Origin of the sequence: Nocardioides marmorisolisilvae, assembly GCF_003725775.1 — a bacterium.
In the GTDB taxonomy this organism is placed as follows: domain Bacteria; phylum Actinomycetota; class Actinomycetes; order Propionibacteriales; family Nocardioidaceae; genus Marmoricola; species Marmoricola marmorisolisilvae.
Genome location: NZ_RJSG01000002.1, coordinates 1,900,746 through 1,917,878, shown reverse-complemented (window position 1 = coordinate 1,917,878; position 17,133 = coordinate 1,900,746). Strand labels below are relative to the sequence as shown.

Annotated in this window: 18 protein-coding genes; 12 read left to right on the top strand and 6 right to left on the bottom strand. The window is 70.4% G+C overall.

Features of this window, described 5'->3' with window-relative positions; translation table 11 throughout:
• Window positions 1–54: 54 nt before the first annotated feature.
• Both EFL95_RS13400 and EFL95_RS13395 read right to left on the bottom strand, forming a co-directional pair.
• Complete coding sequence (locus EFL95_RS13400; RefSeq protein ID WP_123234427.1) at window positions 55–987, bottom strand: alpha/beta fold hydrolase; 933 nt, start codon at window positions 985–987, stop codon at window positions 55–57.
• Window positions 988–1,069: 82 nt separating this feature from the next.
• Window positions 1,070–1,288 (bottom strand): hypothetical protein, encoded by a 219-nt coding sequence (locus EFL95_RS13395; RefSeq protein WP_123234426.1) that lies wholly within the window; start codon window positions 1,286–1,288, stop codon window positions 1,070–1,072.
• Window positions 1,289–1,401: 113 nt separating this feature from the next.
• Between EFL95_RS13395 and EFL95_RS13390 the strand changes: the two genes are divergently transcribed.
• From EFL95_RS13390 to EFL95_RS13380, 3 genes are all read left to right on the top strand, one after another.
• Window positions 1,402–2,481: a WD40/YVTN/BNR-like repeat-containing protein gene (locus EFL95_RS13390; protein WP_123234425.1), complete on the top strand. Its 1,080-nt coding sequence runs from the start codon at window positions 1,402–1,404 to the stop codon at window positions 2,479–2,481.
• Between the two features lie 152 nt (window positions 2,482–2,633).
• A complete protein-coding gene (gene ilvD / locus EFL95_RS13385; protein ID WP_123234424.1) occupies window positions 2,634–4,316 on the top strand; it encodes a dihydroxy-acid dehydratase in 1,683 nt (560 codons plus the stop codon).
• 44 nt (window positions 4,317–4,360) lie between these two features.
• On the top strand, window positions 4,361–4,774 hold the full coding sequence (locus EFL95_RS13380) for a VOC family protein (protein WP_123234423.1): 414 nt from the start codon (window positions 4,361–4,363) through the stop codon (window positions 4,772–4,774).
• Window positions 4,775–4,789: 15 nt separating this feature from the next.
• Here the strand turns inward: EFL95_RS13380 and EFL95_RS13375 are convergent, their stop codons facing one another.
• On the bottom strand, window positions 4,790–5,818 hold the full coding sequence (locus EFL95_RS13375; protein WP_123234422.1) for a 5'/3'-nucleotidase SurE: 1,029 nt from the start codon (window positions 5,816–5,818) through the stop codon (window positions 4,790–4,792).
• A 95-nt stretch (window positions 5,819–5,913) separates the two neighbouring features.
• On the opposite strand from EFL95_RS13375, the gene EFL95_RS13370 reads away from it, so the two are divergent.
• A complete protein-coding gene (locus EFL95_RS13370; protein WP_183407150.1) occupies window positions 5,914–6,804 on the top strand; it encodes a LysR family transcriptional regulator in 891 nt (296 codons plus the stop codon).
• Here the strand turns inward: EFL95_RS13370 and EFL95_RS13365 are convergent.
• Window positions 6,788–8,377, bottom strand: a complete 1,590-nt coding sequence (locus EFL95_RS13365) for an alpha/beta hydrolase family protein (RefSeq protein ID WP_148045049.1) — start codon at window positions 8,375–8,377, stop codon at window positions 6,788–6,790. The genes EFL95_RS13370 and EFL95_RS13365 overlap by 17 nt on opposite strands.
• A 119-nt stretch (window positions 8,378–8,496) precedes the next feature.
• Between EFL95_RS13365 and EFL95_RS13360 the strand changes: the two genes are divergently transcribed.
• The 7 genes from EFL95_RS13360 (at window position 8,497) to EFL95_RS13330 (ending at window position 14,500) form a co-directional block, all read left to right on the top strand.
• A complete protein-coding gene (locus EFL95_RS13360) occupies window positions 8,497–9,201 on the top strand; it encodes a GNAT family N-acetyltransferase (protein ID WP_123234973.1) in 705 nt (234 codons plus the stop codon).
• A 256-nt stretch (window positions 9,202–9,457) separates the two neighbouring features.
• On the top strand, window positions 9,458–11,227 hold the full coding sequence (locus tag EFL95_RS13355; RefSeq protein ID WP_123234419.1) for an acetolactate synthase large subunit: 1,770 nt from the start codon (window positions 9,458–9,460) through the stop codon (window positions 11,225–11,227).
• A 79-nt stretch (window positions 11,228–11,306) separates the two neighbouring features.
• Complete coding sequence (ilvN, locus tag EFL95_RS13350) at window positions 11,307–11,846, top strand: acetolactate synthase small subunit (RefSeq protein ID WP_123234418.1); 540 nt, start codon at window positions 11,307–11,309, stop codon at window positions 11,844–11,846.
• A 35-nt stretch (window positions 11,847–11,881) separates the two neighbouring features.
• On the top strand, window positions 11,882–12,907 hold the full coding sequence (gene ilvC / locus EFL95_RS13345; RefSeq protein ID WP_123234417.1) for a ketol-acid reductoisomerase: 1,026 nt from the start codon (window positions 11,882–11,884) through the stop codon (window positions 12,905–12,907).
• Between the two features lie 82 nt (window positions 12,908–12,989).
• Window positions 12,990–13,520, top strand: coding sequence for a TIGR03086 family metal-binding protein (locus EFL95_RS13340; protein ID WP_123234416.1), 531 nt, complete (start codon window positions 12,990–12,992; stop codon window positions 13,518–13,520).
• A 66-nt stretch (window positions 13,521–13,586) separates the two neighbouring features.
• Window positions 13,587–14,069: a nuclear transport factor 2 family protein gene (locus EFL95_RS13335; protein WP_123234415.1), complete on the top strand. Its 483-nt coding sequence runs from the start codon at window positions 13,587–13,589 to the stop codon at window positions 14,067–14,069.
• Between the two features lie 80 nt (window positions 14,070–14,149).
• Entirely contained in the window at window positions 14,150–14,500 is a 351-nt protein-coding gene (locus EFL95_RS13330) for a ribonuclease E inhibitor RraB (protein ID WP_123234414.1), read from the top strand.
• A gap of 67 nt (window positions 14,501–14,567) precedes the next feature.
• Here the strand turns inward: EFL95_RS13330 and EFL95_RS13325 are convergent, their stop codons facing one another.
• Both EFL95_RS13325 and EFL95_RS13320 read right to left on the bottom strand, forming a co-directional pair.
• Window positions 14,568–15,380, bottom strand: a complete 813-nt coding sequence (locus EFL95_RS13325; protein WP_246004941.1) for an ABC transporter permease — start codon at window positions 15,378–15,380, stop codon at window positions 14,568–14,570.
• Window positions 15,377–16,294, bottom strand: a complete 918-nt coding sequence (locus EFL95_RS13320) for an ABC transporter ATP-binding protein (RefSeq protein WP_123234413.1) — start codon at window positions 16,292–16,294, stop codon at window positions 15,377–15,379. Before EFL95_RS13320 ends, EFL95_RS13325 begins: the two co-directional genes overlap by 4 nt.
• A 128-nt stretch (window positions 16,295–16,422) precedes the next feature.
• Here EFL95_RS13320 and EFL95_RS13315 point away from each other — a divergent pair, with 128 nt between their 5' ends.
• Window positions 16,423–17,130 carry a DsbA family oxidoreductase gene (locus tag EFL95_RS13315; RefSeq protein WP_123234971.1) on the top strand — a complete coding sequence of 236 codons (708 nt, stop codon included), beginning with the start codon at window positions 16,423–16,425 and terminating at the stop codon, window positions 17,128–17,130.
• Window positions 17,131–17,133 lie beyond the last annotated feature (3 nt).

The following is a 17,133-nucleotide window of genomic DNA, read 5'->3' as shown; positions in this document are numbered from 1 at the left end:
CCGGCCCACGTTAGCCCGGGACCCGAGACACGGGCTCCGCGGACGTGGCGCCCGTCAGGGGACGCGGTCGAGCAGGTCGAGCAGCAGCTCGTGCACCTCGGCCGGCTTCTCCATGGCGACGAAGTGGCTCGCGCCGAGCTCGACGTACTCGGCGCCGTCGATCCGCTCGGAGGCGGTGCGCATGTCCTCGGAGGAGGCCAGCACGTCCCAGTGGCCGGCGACGAACGTCGCCGGGACGTCGATGTCGCGCAGCGAGACCCGGACGTGCTTGGAGGTCTCGACCGCCAGGTGCATGTACCAGTCGACCGGTGTGCGCAGCATCTCCCGCACGGTCTCGGCGGTCAGCTCGACGTCGGCGACCGGAAGCATGAAACCGCTGTGGCTGAGCACGGCGACCGCCTTGGGCCCGATGGGCAGGTTGCGGGCGAGCAGGCTCAGCGGCTTGCCGAGCGTGCGCATCGCCCGTGCGGCGTTGACGGTGATCGCGGCGCGGGCGAAGCGAGGCACGCCCAGCGGCGCGAGCATCGAGGAGAACGTGCCGCCCGGTACGCCGGCCACGGCGAACAGGCCGGTGACCCGGTCCGGGTGCAGGAAGGCCAGCTCGAACGCGGTGTTCACGCCCATCGACCAGCCCATCACCGGGCAGGCGTCGATGCCGGCGTCGTCCATGACCGCGATCGCGTCCTCGACGAACGCCTCGATGCCCACGTGCGAGGGGTCCTCGGGTCGTCCGGAGCCGCCGGTCCCGCGGTGGTTCCAGGAGATCACCCGGACGCCGCAGTCGGGGTCGAGCAGGGCGGGCCAGGCGTACGGATTGGTGCCCAGGCCGTTGCAGAGCAGCACGGTCGGGCCGTCCACGTCGTTGGTCCAGGCCTGCAGCTCGGTGCCGTCGTGGGCGGTCACGGTGTAGAAGCGCAGCGCGAGGGCGTCGTCCGGCTCAGGGACGACGCGCAGGGTGACGGCGTTGGCCGCGGCAGCGTTCGACATGGAGCGAGTGTGCCCCAGCCCCGCTGCGTAAGGGGGCGTTTGTCGTCGAAGTCACGCGCGGCGCGGCGCGCCGTTCATCGGTTCAGGAGACGTTCCGGACAGGTGCTGCGGGTGCTGCTTCGGTGCTGGCGGCACGCTCGGCCAGGTAGCCGGCGACGTACTCCTCGACCTCGACACGTTCCAGACGGCGGGCGGCCAGAACCGTGCAGGCGGCCATCGCGTTGCGACGGGCCTGCTCCTGGCTGCGGGTCGACCAACGTGCCACGAGGCCCAGCGGCGATGCGGTGATCAGTGCGTTCATCGGGCCCTCCCTCCGTGTTGGTTGAGTCAGAAATCTGTCAGCGGACGGCTACGGGACGGTCACCGCCGTGTGACGTCTGTGTGAACTACGTCTCACAGGTGCATGCTGGTTCCATGACCGCAACCGTGCTGATGGTGGGGACCCGCAAGGGTCTGTGGATCGGCTCCTCGGACGCCCGGCGCGCCGAGTGGAGCTGGACCGGGCCGCACTTCGACATGATGGAGGTGTACTCCTGCCTCGTGGACACCCGCGGTGGAGCGCCGCGGTTGTTCGCGGGGGCCTCGTCGCCCTGGACCGGCCCGCAGATCCAGGTCTCCGACGACCTCGGCGAGACCTGGCAGGTCACCGGCGGTGCGCACTTCCCGGACGACGTGGACGCCTCGGTGGAGCGGGTCTGGCAGCTGGTGCCGGGCACCCGTGACGGCGTCGTGTACGCCGGGACCGAGCCGGGCGCGGTCTTCCGCTCCGAGGACGGCGGTGCCACCTTCGCGCTCGAGCGTGGCCTCTGGGACCACCCGCACCGGGAGCAGTGGGATGCCGGGTTCGGCGGGCAGGCGTTCCACACGATCCTGCCGCACCCGACCGATCCCGACTCGGTGACCGTCGCGATCTCCACCGGTGGCTGCTACCAGACCGACGACGGCGGCGCGACGTGGCAGCCGCGCAACGTCGGCATCCGCGCCGAGTTCCGGCCCGAGGGGGACCAGTACCCCGAGTTCGGCCAGTGCGTTCACAAGGTCGCCCGGCACCCCGACGTGCCCGACCGGCTGTTCCTGCAGAACCACGGCGGCGTCTACCGCTCCGACGACCACGCGGCGACCTGGAAGTCGATCGCGGACGGGCTGCCCGCCGAGTTCGGGTTCTCGATCGTGGTGCACCCGCACGAGCCCGAGACCGTGTTCGTGTTCCCGATCAACGGCGGCGACCGGCGCTACCCACCGGACGCGCACGCGGCGGTGTGGAGGTCCCGGGATGCCGGCGAGACCTGGGAGCAGCTCGATCAGGGGCTCCCCGAGGACTTCTACGTCGCGGTGATGCGCGATGCGATGTGCACCGACGACCACAAGCAGCCCGGGGTCTACTTCGGGGCCCGGAACGGAGCCGTCTGGGGATCCCCGGACGGCGGCGAGAGCTGGAGCCAGGTGGTTGCCAACCTGCCCGACGTGATGACGGTCCGCGCATCCGCCATCTGAGCGGGCGCGGGCGGCAGTTTCCCTAGGCAGGACGTGAAACCGGCCAAACGACCCGAAACTTCGGGTCGGAAGTGACTCCTTCGGGTCGGCCGTCCAGGCCGAACTACGGAACGCGAGGCGAAACCGCTGGCGTGGTCGGGAAGAATGCAGGCATGACGCAGACCCCTGACATGAAGCCCCGCAGCCGCGATGTCACCGACGGCCTGGAGCGGGCCGCCGCGCGAGGCATGCTGCGCGCGGTAGGCATGGGCGACGAGGACTTCGCCAAGCCGCAGATCGGCGTCGCGTCGAGCTGGAACGAGATCACCCCCTGCAACCTGTCGCTCGACCGGCTGGCGAAGGCCGTGAAGAACGGCGTGCACGCGGCCGGCGGCTACCCGCTGGAGTTCGGCACCATCTCGGTCTCCGACGGCATCTCGATGGGCCACGAGGGGATGCACTTCTCCCTGGTCAGCCGCGAGGTCATCGCGGACTCGGTGGAGACGGTGATGATGGCCGAGCGCCTCGACGGCTCGGTGCTGCTCGCCGGCTGCGACAAGTCGCTGCCCGGCATGCTGATGGCCGCGGCCCGCCTCGACCTCGCCAGCGTGTTCCTGTACGCCGGCTCGACGATGCCCGGGTCGGTGGACGGCCACGACGTCACGATCATCGACGCCTTCGAGGCGGTCGGCGCCTGCCTGGCCGGGAAGATCACCCGCGAGGAGGTCGACAAGATCGAGCGGGCCATCTGTCCGGGCGAGGGAGCCTGCGGCGGCATGTACACCGCGAACACGATGGCCTCGGTCGCCGAGGCCCTGGGCATGTCGCTGCCGGGTAGCGCCGCTCCGCCGGCGGTCGACCGTCGCCGCGACGGGTTCGCGCACCGCTCCGGCGAGGCCGTGGTCGGGATGCTCAAGCAGGGCATCACCGCGCGCCAGATCATGACCCGCGAGGCGTTCGAGAACGCGATCGCCGTGGTGATGGCGCTCGGCGGCTCGACCAACGCGGTCCTGCACCTGCTCGCCATCGCCCGCGAGGCCGAGGTCGAGCTGACCATCGACGACTTCAACACGATCGGCGACAAGGTCCCGCACCTCGGCGACCTGAAGCCGTTCGGCAAGTACGTGATGAACGACGTCGACAAGATCGGCGGCATCCCGGTCGTCATGAAGGCGCTGCTCGACGCGGGCCTGATGCACGGCGACACCCTCACGGTCACCGGGAAGACGATGGCCGAGAACCTGGAGGCGCTGGCGCCGCAGGCGGTCGACGACGACGTCATCCGCGCGCTCAGCCGCCCGATCCACGCCACCGGCGGCATCACCATCCTCAAGGGTTCGCTGGCACCGGAGGGTGCCGTGGTCAAGAGCGCCGGCTTCGACGACACGACCTTCACCGGCACGGCCCGGGTCTTCGACGGCGAGCGGGCGGCACTCGACGCGCTGGCCGAGGGCACGATCGTCGCCAACGACGTCGTGGTCATCCGCTACGAGGGCCCCAAGGGCGGCCCGGGCATGCGCGAGATGCTCGCCATCACCGGCGCCATCAAGGGCGCCGGGCTCGGCAAGGACGTGCTGCTGGTGACCGACGGCCGGTTCTCCGGCGGCACCACCGGCCTCTGCGTCGGGCACATCGCGCCGGAGGCGGTCGACGGCGGTCCGATCGCGTTCGTGCGCGACGGTGACCCGATCACCCTGGACGTCGCCAACAAGACGCTCGAGGTGACCATCGACGAGGCCGAGCTGGCCGCCCGCAAGGACGGCTGGACGCCGAACCCGCCGAAGTACACCCGGGGCGTGCTCGGCAAGTACGCCAAGGTCGTGCAGTCGGCCGCGCACGGAGCCGTCTGCGGCTGACCCACCGCTGTTCCGTGTCGGTGCCGCGGGGTAGGAACAGATCCATGGACCAACGGATCAGCTTCATCACCCTGGCCGTCGCCGACCTCGAGCGGAGCCGCGCCTTCTACCTCGACGGTCTCGGGTGGAGCGCCGAGCTCTTCGTGCCCGGCGAGGTGCTCATGATCAGGGCGGGGGAGCACCTGGTGCTCTCGCTGTGGGCGGAGTCCGGCTTCGAGGGCGAGGTCGGGCCGATCCGGCGCGGCGACGGCATCGTGCCGATCACGATCGCCCACAACGTGCGCACGTCGGCCGAGGTCGACGAGATCCTCGAGCTGGCCCGCACCCTCGGCGCCGACCCGGTCTCGCCCGGGCAGCAGCGCGACTGGGGCGGCTACACCGGGTACTTCGCCGACCCGGACGGCTACCGGTGGGAGATCGCGGTCAACGAGGGCATGGAGCACCTGGTCATCCCGTGACCTCCCACCGGAGGATCAGCCGAGCAGATTGATCATCAGGCTCAGGAACGGCGGCGGCGCCACCGACCAGTCACCGTCCAGCGTGGTGATGGAGATGTTGTTCGCGGCGAGCGCGGTGGTGTCCGCGTTCTTGCGGGTCTCCGCGGCCGGCGTACCGGCGCTGAGCTGGTAGGTGCCGCCCGTGCGCGGGACCTCGCCGGCGAAGGTCAGCCCGATGTCGTTCGAGGTGCCGGCCACGGTGTTGACCGGCTTGCCGAGGGTCTCGCCGGCGCCGACGAACGGGTAGTTCACGTTGAGCACCAGCCCGGGCTTGAGCTGCTTGGCCCCGATGGTCTTCTTCAGCAGCTCGACGGCGAACGCGGCGGTCTTGGCGAACGGAACGAACGGGATCTGGGACAGGTCGCGGGGCACCTCGGCGCTGAACGCCAGCGCGGGCACGCCGTACTCGCGCGCGGTCACCGCGGCGCCGACCGTGCCGGAGTGGTTCAGGGTCGAGCCGACGTTCTGGCCGAAGTTCACCCCGGACAGCACCACGTCCGGACCGTTGGTCCAGTAGGTCTTCGCGAACCGGCTCAGCGCCACGTTCACGGCGTCGGCCGGCGAGGCGGTCGGCGTGGAGGACGTGCACGGCGCAACGGCGGCGCACACGCCGAAGACAGCACCGCCGGTCGAGCTCGTCGCGCAGTCGCCGCTGTAGGCAGCGGGCGGGGTGACGGCCTGGACGGTCAGCGGGACCGGGGCGAAGCCCGGGCTCGTCATCCGGGCGCCGGCGCCGCTCTGCTGGCCGTATGGCGCCACCACCAGCACGTCGGCACCGGCCGCGCACAGTGCCTTGCGCAGCTCGTAGAGCCCCTTGCCGTCGGTGCCGAAGCTCGAGTCCAGGCCGCGGGCGCTGTCGTCGTTGGTGATGAGCACCTTCAGGCCGGCGAGGTTGGCCGGGGTGGCGGCGTCCGCGGTGGCCGGGCCGACCAGGACGCTGGCGAGTACGCCGAGCAGGACGCCGACGGCGACGCCCGCGCGGCGCGGGAACGGGATGGATCGCATGGTTCTCCTCGATGGAAGGATCAGGTGCACCTAGATTCGGCGCGGACCTCCACCAGGGTCCAAGACCTTTTCGGCATGGACCGACCAGGAGAGCGATGAACATCCAGCAGCTGCGCTACGTCGTGGCCACCGTGGAGGCCGGCAGCATGACCGCCGCCGCCACGGCGCTGTTCGTCGCGCAGCCGGCCCTGAGCCGTGCGGTCCGTGCCCTGGAGCGCGAGCTCGGCACCGACCTGTTCGCCCGGGCCGGGAGAGGTGTGGTGCTCACCGCGGCCGGGGAGTCCTTCGTGGCGCGAGCCCGTTCGGTACTGCGCAGCATCGACCGGCTCCGCGACATCGGCGACAGCGCCGAGGCGGAGCTGGTCATCGCCGCGACCGCGACGCTGCAGGCCTCGCTCGCCCTGCCGCTGCTCGAGGAGCTGCGCAACCAGGGGATCACGCTGCACACCCGGCTGCGCGGCTGCACCGGAGCCCGCGAGGTGCACGACGTCGTCGCCGCAGGCGGAGCCGCGCTCGGGCTGTGCGACCAGGCGATCGACTCCGAGCTGGCCGTGGTGCCGATCGGGGTGGCCGAGGTGCGCCTGGTCTCACCGCCGGGCCTGGATCTGCCCGAGGTGATCACCGTCGCCGACCTCGACGGCGTACCGCTGGTGATGCCGACCGCCGGCACCGACCGCAGGGCCGCCCTCGACCGGTTCTACGAGGCCTGCGGCATCACGCCCACCGTGGCGATCGAGAGCGACGAGCGCAGCGTCTGGATGGAGGCCGTGCTGCGCGGCCTGGCGTCCTGCATCTGGCACAGCGTCGAGGCGCTGAAGGTGCCGCAGGACGGGGTGGTCTTCCGCAGCTTCGAACCGCGGATGTTCCAGGACCTCAGCGCCGTGCACCGCAAAGACGACCGGACGCCCGCGACCGTGCTGCTGCTCGAAGCGCTTCGCGAGTTCGCCGAGCTCGGACCGGGCGCCCCGGTCAGCGGGTCGCGCTGACGATCGAGTACTCGCCGGGCCAGCCGTCCGCGCTGCTCGGGACGAGCAGGCCGCACCCGGTGCGCAGGTCCTCGCAACGGACCCGGCCACCGCCCTGGCCGGCAACGTCGAGGCGCGAACGGAAGTGCCAGGAGAACAGGTTCGCGTCCGCCACCGGATCGAGGGTCCCGGTCGTGGCGTCGTGCTGCCAACGATCGGTCAGCAGCATCGCGTCCGCGCCGGGCCGGTTCTGGAGGTACTTGGCGAACCAGGCGGTGGTGTACCAGTCGATCATGTCGATCGCCCGCAGTGAGCCCGGCACCAGGAACGGGATGTCGGTGAAGGACAGGTGTGTCCCGCCGCGGACGAGCACCTGGCCGGTGTCGACCCCGGCGGCGGTGTAGGCCAGCGAGGCCCGCGACTTGCCCAGCGGGTTGGGCGGGAGCAGGTAGGGGACCGGGTTCAGCAGGTAGTCCCCGGCGATGCCGAGAGCGGGCTTGGTGATCCACGGTGCCGGGCCGGCCGGGGTCGAGAAGCAGTCCCGGGTCAGGGCGTAGGTCGCTGAGGGCAGGTTGGAGAAGTCCGGGTTGGGGTAGCCGACGCTCTGCTCGCTCGGCGCCGGGCTCACCGGGACGCAGAGCGAGTCGAGCGCGACCACGGCGTCGATCCGCGGGTCTGCTTGGCCGAGCCAGGAGGCAGCCTCGGCCCCGTAGGAGTGCCCGGTGATGCCGATGCTGGTCGGGTCGAGGGTGCTCCACAGCGGGTTGTACGCCGCGTCCAAGCCGGCCGCGACCCGGCGGGACTGCTTCGCCGCGTGCGAGGTCCCGGTCGTCCGGCTCGGCCGCGGCACGTAGGGGTGCGCCGGCGTCGAGAGCAGGAAGTCGAGGGCGTCCTGGCCGCCGTCGTAGAACGGGTAGCCGTTGCCGCCGAAGACGTCCTGCGCCGGGCGCGGGCCGATCAGTCCGAGCAGCGGGGTCCCGGCCAGGGCGTCCTCGAGCTGGTCCGGGAACTCACCGAGCTGGTCGGACATGCCCTCGCCCTGGGCATCGAAGGTCATCACCACGAAGCCCGCCTTGGCCAGGCTCTGCGCCAGGAACCAGTAGGTCTCCTCGAACCCGACGACCGAGCCGTTGACGATCACGATCCCCGGCCGCTTCGCGGGGCCGGCGACGGTCGCCCACACGTGCCCGGACATGGTCGCCCCGGAGCGGGAGGTGTAGAGCACGGGCTTGACGATGCCGCCGCGGGAGGCGAAGTCGTTCATCCGCGGGTCGATCGGGCAGAGCAGCACCGTGGTGCACGAGTTCGGGTTCGGCTGGCGCTCCGGATCCGCGGCGAGGGCCGCGGCCCGCGCCAGCTGGTAGGCCTGGGTGGCCGCGATGATCCCCGGCGTCGGGTCGGGCTTCCGGCTCTGGTTCTGGCCGGTGATGGTCAGGTTGCGACCCTCGCAGGAGTTGTACGCCGGGGACAGCGCGGTCGCGGTGGCGCAGTCGACCGGTGCAGCTGCTCCGCTCACCGGACCGGCGAGCGCGCAGGCCAGGGCCAGGGCTGTCACGGGGAGGAGGGCACGGCGGAGCGGCGACGGGAGGGTCATGCGCCGAGTCTGGATGCTGCCAGCCCAGACGCGCCATGACCCGGGCCGTCGAGTTCCTTGACCCGGACGCGCACGAAAACCGTGCGGAGCCGCGGACCGGTGCGTGGTCGAATGAACCCATGCCGTCCGAGGAGCCGCGCCGCAACGAGTTCGGCCAGACGATCGGCCGGCCCGTCACCTGGACGGTGCGCCCCGCGGTGGTGCCGGTGACCCTGGTGGGGGAGCACGTCCGGCTCGAGCCCTGGGGCCCCCGGTTCCTCGAGGACCTGTACGCCAGCACGGTGACCGGATCGCCGGCGAGCACCTGGACCTACCTGGCCACGCCGCCGCTGGACAGCCCGGACGGGCTCGGGCAGTGGCTGGACGGGCTGGACGCCGACCCGGGCGCCGTACCGCTGGTGCTCTGCCGCCCGGACGGCCGTGCGGTGGGCACCGCCAGCTACCTGCGGCTGGACCACCTGAACGGGTCGGTCGAGGTCGGTGCGATCGCGTACGCCGCGGAGCTGCAGCGCACCACCGCCGCCACCGAGGCGATGTACCTGATGATGCGGCACGCCTTCGACGACCTCGGCTACCGCCGCTACGAGTGGAAGTGCGACTCGATGAACGCGCCGTCGCGGCGGGCCGCCCAGCGGCTGGGATTCACCTACGAGGGCACCTTCCGCAACGCCCTGGTCTACAAGGGCCGCAACCGGGACACCGACTGGTTCTCGATCACCGACGACGAGTGGCCGGCGGTCCGTTCCGCGCTCGAGGGCTGGCTCGCCCCGGACAACCAGCCGGGTGGCACCCAGGAGCGCTCGCTGGAGCAGTTCCGCGCCTGAAACACGCTCACGTCGCCGCCAACATGCGGGACCGGTGTCCCAGATCATGGGACGGCTGGCAAACTGGGTTGAGCGCCGAGAGGCACGAGGGGCAGTATGTGCCCATGCGTTTTGAGATTCTCGTACGCACGCGACGCGTGAGCTGAAGCCCCGGCTTCTGCGCTCCCGCGTCGACCCCTCGCTGCCAGTGCTGGCCGAGGGGTTTTTGTTTGCAGCACCGATCGACCACGACGAAGACAGAACACGAAGGACTGAGATGACAGAGCAGGGCGGCAACGGGACGCAGGTCACCGGTGCGCAGAGCCTGATCAAGTCCCTGGAGAGCGCGGGAGTCGAGAACATCTTCGGCATCCCGGGCGGGGCGATCCTCCCGGCGTACGACCCGATCTTCGACTCCTCGATCCGGCACATCCTCGTACGGCACGAGCAGGGCGCGGGCCACGCGGCCCAGGGCTACGCCGCGGCGACCGGCAAGGTCGGCGTCTGCATGGCCACCAGCGGTCCGGGTGCGACCAACCTGGTCACCCCGATCGCCGACGCCTACATGGACTCGGTCCCGATGGTCGCCGTCACCGGTCAGGTCCCCGCGGCTGCGATCGGCACCGACGCCTTCCAGGAGGCCGACATCCGCGGCATCACGATGCCGATCACCAAGCACAACTTCCTGGTCACCGACCCGGCCGAGATCCCGCGCACCGTCGCCGAGGCCTTCTACCTGGCCTCCACCGGCCGCCCGGGACCGGTGCTGGTCGACGTGGCCAAGTCCGCGCTCCAGGCGATGACCACCTTCGAGTGGCCGACCGAGCTGAACCTGCCCGGGTACCGCCCGGTGGCGCGCCCGCACGCCAAGCAGATCCGCGAGGCGACCAAGCTGATCCTGGAGTCCCGCCGCCCGGTGCTCTACGTCGGTGGCGGTGTGATCCGGGCCGGCGCCAGCAAGGAGCTGCGCGTCCTGGCCGAGATGACCGGCATGCCGGTGGTCACCACCTTGATGGCGCGGGGTGCGTTCCCCGACAGTCACGCCCAGCACCTCGGCATGCCCGGCATGCACGGCACCGTGGCCGCGGTGGCGGGTCTGCAGAAGAGCGACCTGATCATCAGCCTGGGTGCGCGCTTCGACGACCGGGTCACCGGCAACCTGGACTCCTTCGCGCCGGGCGCGAAGATCATCCACGCCGACATCGACCCGGCGGAGATCGGCAAGAACCGTGCGGTCGACGTCCCGATCGTGGGGGACTGCCGCGAGGTGATCGCCGACCTGATCGTCGCCCTCCAGGCCGAGCAGGACGCCGGCAACACCGGCGACTTCGAGGCCTGGGTGGCGTTCCTGGCCGGGGTGAAGTCGCAGTACCCGCTGGGCTACGACGCCCCGCCGGACGGCGCGCTCGCTCCGCAGTACGTGCTCGAGCGGCTGGGCAGCATCTCGGGGCCGGAGTCGATCTACTGCGCCGGCGTCGGCCAGCACCAGATGTGGGCCACCCACTACGTCGGCTTCGAGAACCCGAACACCTGGATCAACTCCGGGGGCCTGGGCACGATGGGCTTCGCGGTCCCGGCCGCGATGGGTGCCAAGGTCGGCCGTCCGGACACCACGGTGTGGGCCATCGACGGCGACGGCTGCTTCCAGATGACCAACCAGGAGCTGGCCACCTGCACGATCGAGGGCATCCCGATCAAGGTCGCCATCATCAACAACGAGTCGCTCGGCATGGTGCGCCAGTGGCAGACGCTGTTCTACAACAGCCGCTACTCCAACACCGACCTGCACACGGGTCCTGCCCGACGGGTGCCGGACTTCGTGAAGCTGGCTGACGCCTACGGCGCGGTGGGACTGTCCTGCGACAACCCGGCCGACGTCGACGCGACCATCAAGAAGGCGATGGAGATCGACGACGTCCCGGTGGTCGTGGACTTCCGGGTGCACCGCGACGCCATGGTCTGGCCGATGGTGGCTGCCGGTACGTCGAACGACGACATCAAGTACGCCCGCGACCTGGCGCCCGAGTTCGAGGAGGACGAGCTCTAATGAACGAGCGCAGCGAGTTCATCAACAAGCACAGCCGTTCGGAACGCTCCTCGTCGGCCGATGCGAAGCGAGGCCGTCGATGAGCGTTCACACCCTGTCGGTTCTCGTCGAGAACAAGCCCGGCGTGCTCGCCCGCATCGCGGGCCTGTTCAGCCGCCGTGGCTTCAACATCGACTCCCTGGCCGTCGGCCCGACCGAGCACCCGGACATCTCCCGGATGACGATCGTGGTCAACGTCGAGGAGTCCCCGCTCGAGCAGGTCACCAAGCAGCTGAACAAGCTGGTCGAGGTGATCAAGATCGTCGAGCTCGACGACCGCGAGGCCATCGAGCGCGAGCTGCTGCTGGTGAAGGTCAAGGCCGACGTGGAGAGCCGCTCCCAGGTGCTCGACGTCGTCCAGCTCTTCAAGGCCCGCGTGGTCGACGTCGCCACCGACGCGATCACCATCGAGGTCACCGGCAACTCCGACAAGCTCGCCGACTTCCTGCGGGTGCTCGAGCCGTTCGGCATCCGTGAGCTGGTGCAGTCCGGCCTGGTGGCGATCGGCCGCGGTGGCCGTTCGATCACCGAGCGCACGCTGCGGCCCGTCCCGGTGCCGGTCAGCCAGCACTACGCCTGAAACGTCACTCCCCACCACAACCAGAAGGAGCCCTCGTGGCTGAAATGTTCTACGACGACGACGCCGACCTGTCCCTGATCCAGGGCAAGCAGGTCGCCGTGATCGGATACGGCAGCCAGGGCCACGCGCACGCGCTCAACCTGCGCGACTCGGGCGTCGACGTCCGGATCGGTCTGAAGGCCGGCTCGAAGAGCATCGCCAAGGCCGAGGAGGAGGGCCTGCGCGTCCTCACCGTCGCCGAGGCGGTGCAGGAGGCCGACGTCATCGTCATCCTCGCGCCGGACCAGCACCAGCGGAAGATCTACGCCGACGACATCGCCCCGCACATCACCGCGGGCGACACCCTGGTCTTCGGCCACGGCTTCAACATCCGCTTCGGTTACATCCAGGCGCCCGCGGGCGTCGACGTGATCATGGTCGCCCCGAAGGCTCCGGGGCACACCGTTCGCCGCGAGTTCGTCGCCGGCCGCGGCATCCCGGACATCATCGCCGTCGAGCAGGACGCCTCGGGCACCGCGTGGGACCTCGCCAAGTCCTACGCCAAGGCCATCGGTGGCACCCGCGCGGGCGTCATCAAGACCTCGTTCACCGAGGAGACCGAGACCGACCTGTTCGGTGAGCAGTCCGTCCTCTGCGGCGGTGTCTCGCAGCTGGTCATGTACGGCTTCGAGACCCTGACCGAGGCCGGCTACCAGCCGGAGGTCGCGTACTTCGAGTGCCTGCACGAGCTCAAGCTGATCGTCGACCTGATGTGGGAGGGCGGCATCGCCAAGCAGCGCTGGTCGGTCTCCGACACCGCCGAGTACGGCGACTACGTCTCCGGCCCGCGGGTGATCGACCCGTCGGTCAAGGAGAACATGAAGGCCGTCCTCGCGGACATCCAGTCGGGTGCCTTCGCGAAGCGCTTCATCGACGACCAGGACGCCGGCGCGCCGGAGTTCCTGGCGCTGCGCGAGAAGGGCGCCGCCCACCCGATCGAGGAGACCGGGCGCCAGCTGCGCGGCCTGTTCGCCTGGAAGCAGCAGGACGCGGACTACACCGAGGGTTCCGCCGCCCGCTGATCGAGCCACCGAAGCCCCGCCTGCCGTTCGCAGGCGGGGCTTCGTCGTTTGGCTCCCACGGGAAGCGGGGTACTCCTGGACCATGGACCCGCTCGACCTCTACACCCGCGCCAGCGACTGGACCCTCGACCAGGTGAGCGTCGCGGCGACCGACCTGGACGCCCCCACGCCCTGCGCGGGCTGGGACGTGCGCACCCTGATGAACCACCTGCTGCAGACCCAGGCCTACTTCGCGGGCGCCGCCGCAGGCCGGGACGGCACTCCGCCCGGGCAGGAACCTCCCGCGCTGCTCACCGACGACCCGACCGCGGACTTCGTGCGGGCGCGCCGCGAGGTGCTGCAGGCCTTCTCCGGCGACGGGGTGGTGGAGAAGACCGGACCGCTGCTCGCCATCGCCTTCGCCGACCAGCTCGTGCACGGCTGGGACCTGGCGCGCGCCGCCGGGCAGGGCGCGACCATGCCCCCGGACCTGGCCGAGGCGGCGTACGAGGCGATCCACGGACGGTTCACCGACGAGCAGCGGGCGGGCACCTTCGGACCGGAGCTCCCGGTGGCGGACGACGCCTCCTTCCAGGACCGGTTGCTCGCGTACACCGGGCGTGAACCGGGCTGACTGAAGGCACCTTCAACCTCGCGAAGAACCGTTCCCAACAACTAGAACACGTTCTAGAGTGCTGCCATGGACCTCGCCAGCATCGAAGAAATCCGCCAGCTCAAGTACCGCTACTTCCGCACCCTGGACATGAAGGAGTGGGACGAGTTCGGCGACTGCCTCGCCGAGGACGTCGTCGCGCGCTACGGCACCCAGGCGATGGACAAGCCACTGCACTTCGACAACCGCAAGGACGTCGTGGAGTTCATGTCCGGCAACCTCGGCACCAGCATCATCTCGATCCACATCGCCAGCCACCCGGAGATCGCCGTCGACGGTGACACCGCGACCGGGTCGTGGGGCTTCGAGGACACCGTGATCGTGCCGGACTTCAAGGTCATGATCCGCGGCGGTGGTTACTACAAGGACGAGTACCGCAAGGACGCTGACGGCCGGTGGCGGATCTCCGCGACCAAGTACGAGCGGATCTACGAGGCGATGACCTCGCTCGAGGACACCCCGAGCTTCAAGCTGATCGCCAACCGCTGGGACCCGGACCTCGCGCACTAGTCCGTCCCACGCTGCAGGTGTAGGACGACGGGCGGCGGGGTAGGGATCGAGTCCCTCCCACACGATCGCGAGGTTCTCTCGTGAAACTCCTCCGCCGTAGACGTCACGTCCGCACCGGCAACCCGGTGGACGACGACCTGCTCGCCCGGATCCAGGCCAAGGCCGACCTGCACCAGCCGAGGCACTGGACGCACTACTTGTACGTCGCCGACGAGTCGACTGCCCGCGCGGCGGCCGACGAGGTCCTCTCCGACGGTTGGGACCTGGACCGGGTCGAACCGGTCCAGGGCAGCCGCGGCTGGGTCGTCGTGGCCGAGCAGCACGACGCCGTGCTCAGCCCGGACCGGGTCGCGGCAGCCCGACGCTTCTTCGAGAGCCTCGCCGACCGCTGCCGCGGGGGCGACTACGGAGGCTGGCAGACCGAGGTCTGATTCCCCAGGACGCGCCACGACGGTCCGACTCCCACCGGGGAGCCGGACCGTCGTCCGGGGAGCCTGACTACTTGACCTCGGAGCGCAGCGCGAGCCACAGGCCGACGACCAGCGGGATCACCAGCCAGTACGAACCCGAGACGGCCAGGTGCGCCCAGTCGGACTTGGCCAGGTCGCCGTCGTAGAGCCGCGTCGAGCTGAACTGGAAGTCGAACCAGCCCTGGCGGTCGGCGAACCAGTCCTTGAACGAGGCGAGCGTCCCGAACGCCGCCGGCAGCACCAGTGCGTAGACGAAGTACCCGACGATGGCGCCGGCCGAGCTGCGCACCAGCACGCCGATCGTGAAGCCCATCAGCATGCCGAGGGCGTCGGCCAGGAAGATCAGCCCTGCATCGCCGAGCGGGATGTTCCAGCTGGTGTCGACGCCGGCGATCGCCGACCCGACGACGTTGCCGACCGCGCCGACCGCGAACGCGAGGGCGATCGAGGCGGCCCCGGCGATCAGGGTCGCGGCGAGCTTGGCGCTGATCACCCGGCCCCGGTGGGGCACCAGGGTGAAGGTGGTCAGGCCCGAACGCTGGCTCCACTCGCTGGTGATCGACAGGATCGCGATCATCGGCAGGATCACCGACATCGGGAAGCCCACCGCGGCGGCGAAGTTGCCGTAGTTCAGCGAGTCGTCCGGCGCGAACAGGATGGTCGCGATCGTCGCGATGGTCGCGGTGATCCCGACGCTGGTCATCAGCCAGAAGCCGGAGCGGGTGTCGAACATCTTGGAGATCTCGACGCCGATCAGCCGGGTCATCGGGATCGGCTCGATCCGCTTGGCCGCGTGGCTCGCCCGTGCCGGGCGTTCGAGTGTTGCTGCTGCGGTGCTCATGCCGCGGTCCTCTCGGTGTGGGTTCGGGTCTCCCGCTGGGTCTCAGCGGTGAGCTCGAGGAACATCTCTTCCAGCCCGGCCCCGTCGGCCGAACGCAGCTCGGTCAGCGCCACCCCGGCGTCCAGGGCGATCCGACCGACCTGGGCGGCGTCGACCTCGGTGCGCAGGGTGCCGTCGGGGTCGAGATTGCAGGTCTGGCCGGTGCCGCGGATGGCGGCGGCCAGGTCCAGCGCGCGATCGGCGCGAACGACGGTGCCGGCCGCGGCGAGCAGCTCGGCCTTGGTGCCCTGGGCGACGATCCGGCCGTTGCCGATGACCACCAGGTCGTCGGCGATGACCTCGATCTCGTGCAGCAGGTGCGAGGAGAGCAGCACGGTGCCGCCCTTGTCGGCGTACTCGCGCAGCAGGTCGCGCATCCACCGGATGCCCGCCGGGTCGAGGCCGTTGGCCGGCTCGTCCAGGATCAGCACCTCCGGGTCGCCGATCAGCGCGGTGGCGATGCCGAGGCGCTGACGCATGCCGAGCGAGTAGTTCTTCACCCGCCGCTCGGCCTCGGCGTCGGTGAGGCTCACCTTGTGCAGCATCTCCTCGACCCGGCCCTTCGGAAGGCCCATGGTGCGCTGGGCGATGCCGAGGATCTCCCGGCCCGTTCGCCCCGCGTGCTGGGCGGAGGCGTCCAGCAGGACGCCCACCTCCAGGCCCGGGTTGGGGAGGTCTGCGAAGGAGCGCCCCGAGATGGTTGCGGTCCCCGACGTCGGCGAGGTGAGGCCGACCATCATCCGCATCGTGGTGGACTTCCCGGCGCCGTTCGGGCCCAGGAAGCCGGTGACCCGCCCGGCGCGTGCCGAGAACGAGACGTCGTCGACGGCTGTGAAGCCGCCGTAGGTCTTGGTCAGGGATTCGACTGTGATCATGGGTGGAAGCCTCGCCCGCGCGGGCCTGCGCCCGCATCGGGGAGAACGCTGGACCCGACCCTGAGATCGGCCTCGGGGTTCTCGGGGTCAGGCGGAACAAGATGAACGCTCAACGTGTTGTGGCGGGCGTGCGCATCGAGATCTGGAGTGACGTCGTCTGCCCGTGGTGCTACATCGGCAAGCGCCGGTTGGAAGCCGCGATCGAGCAGTCGGGTCTCCCGGCTGAGGAGCTGGAGATCGTGTGGCGCTCCTTCGAGCTCGATCCCTCGGCCCCCCAGGAGCCGGTCGAGACGGTCGCCGAGGCGCTGGGACGTAAGTACGGCGGCGGGCCGGAGGCTGGCCTGGGCATGGTCGACCGGGTCCAGGCGGTCGCCGCGCAGGAGGGCATGACCTGGCGCCACCACGAGTCGCTGCGGGTGCGCACGGTCGACGCGCACCGGGTGCTGCACCTCGCGCTGGAGGAGGGCGGTCCGCAGCTGCAGGGCCGGCTCAAGGAGGCGCTGCTCTCGGCGTACTTCGAGCAGGTCGCGAACGTGGCCGACGCTGCGACGCTGACCCGGATCGCGACCGAGGTCGGCCTCGACGCCGACCGGGTGCGTGCGGTGCTCGCCAGCGACGAGTACGCCGACGCGGTCGAGGCAGACGTGCGTGAGGCGGTCTCGCTGGGCGCGACCGGGGTCCCCTTCTACGTGATCGACCGCACGTACGGCGTCCCGGGAGCGCAGCCGGTGGAGACCTTCGTCCAGGTGCTCGAGCGGGCATGGGCCGATTCCCACCCGACGCTCGACCTCGTCGCCGGGGGAGACGTGTGCGGCCCGGACGGGTGTGCGGTCTGAGCC

Bases quoted from the DNA above. Each gene is read 5' to 3' on its own strand.
- EFL95_RS13365 (WP_148045049.1), bottom strand. From the start codon at position 8,377: ATGACCCTCCCGTCGCCGCTCCGCCGTGCCCTCCTCCCCGTGACAGCC.
- EFL95_RS13355 (WP_123234419.1), top strand. From the start codon at position 9,458: ATGACAGAGCAGGGCGGCAACGGGACGCAGGTCACCGGTGCGCAGAGC.
- EFL95_RS13400 (WP_123234427.1), bottom strand. From the start codon at position 987: ATGTCGAACGCTGCCGCGGCCAACGCCGTCACCCTGCGCGTCGTCCCT.
- EFL95_RS13375 (WP_123234422.1), bottom strand. From the start codon at position 5,818: ATGCGATCCATCCCGTTCCCGCGCCGCGCGGGCGTCGCCGTCGGCGTC.
- EFL95_RS13325 (WP_246004941.1), bottom strand. From the start codon at position 15,380: ATGAGCACCGCAGCAGCAACACTCGAACGCCCGGCACGGGCGAGCCAC.
- EFL95_RS13390 (WP_123234425.1), top strand. From the start codon at position 1,402: ATGACCGCAACCGTGCTGATGGTGGGGACCCGCAAGGGTCTGTGGATC.
- EFL95_RS13340 (WP_123234416.1), top strand. From the start codon at position 12,990: ATGGACCCGCTCGACCTCTACACCCGCGCCAGCGACTGGACCCTCGAC.
- EFL95_RS13370 (WP_183407150.1), top strand. From the start codon at position 5,914: ATGAACATCCAGCAGCTGCGCTACGTCGTGGCCACCGTGGAGGCCGGC.
- EFL95_RS13335 (WP_123234415.1), top strand. From the start codon at position 13,587: ATGGACCTCGCCAGCATCGAAGAAATCCGCCAGCTCAAGTACCGCTAC.
- EFL95_RS13360 (WP_123234973.1), top strand. From the start codon at position 8,497: ATGCCGTCCGAGGAGCCGCGCCGCAACGAGTTCGGCCAGACGATCGGC.
- EFL95_RS13395 (WP_123234426.1), bottom strand. From the start codon at position 1,288: ATGAACGCACTGATCACCGCATCGCCGCTGGGCCTCGTGGCACGTTGG.
- ilvD (WP_123234424.1), top strand. From the start codon at position 2,634: ATGACGCAGACCCCTGACATGAAGCCCCGCAGCCGCGATGTCACCGAC.
- EFL95_RS13320 (WP_123234413.1), bottom strand. From the start codon at position 16,294: ATGATCACAGTCGAATCCCTGACCAAGACCTACGGCGGCTTCACAGCC.
- ilvN (WP_123234418.1), top strand. From the start codon at position 11,307: ATGAGCGTTCACACCCTGTCGGTTCTCGTCGAGAACAAGCCCGGCGTG.
- EFL95_RS13380 (WP_123234423.1), top strand. From the start codon at position 4,361: ATGGACCAACGGATCAGCTTCATCACCCTGGCCGTCGCCGACCTCGAG.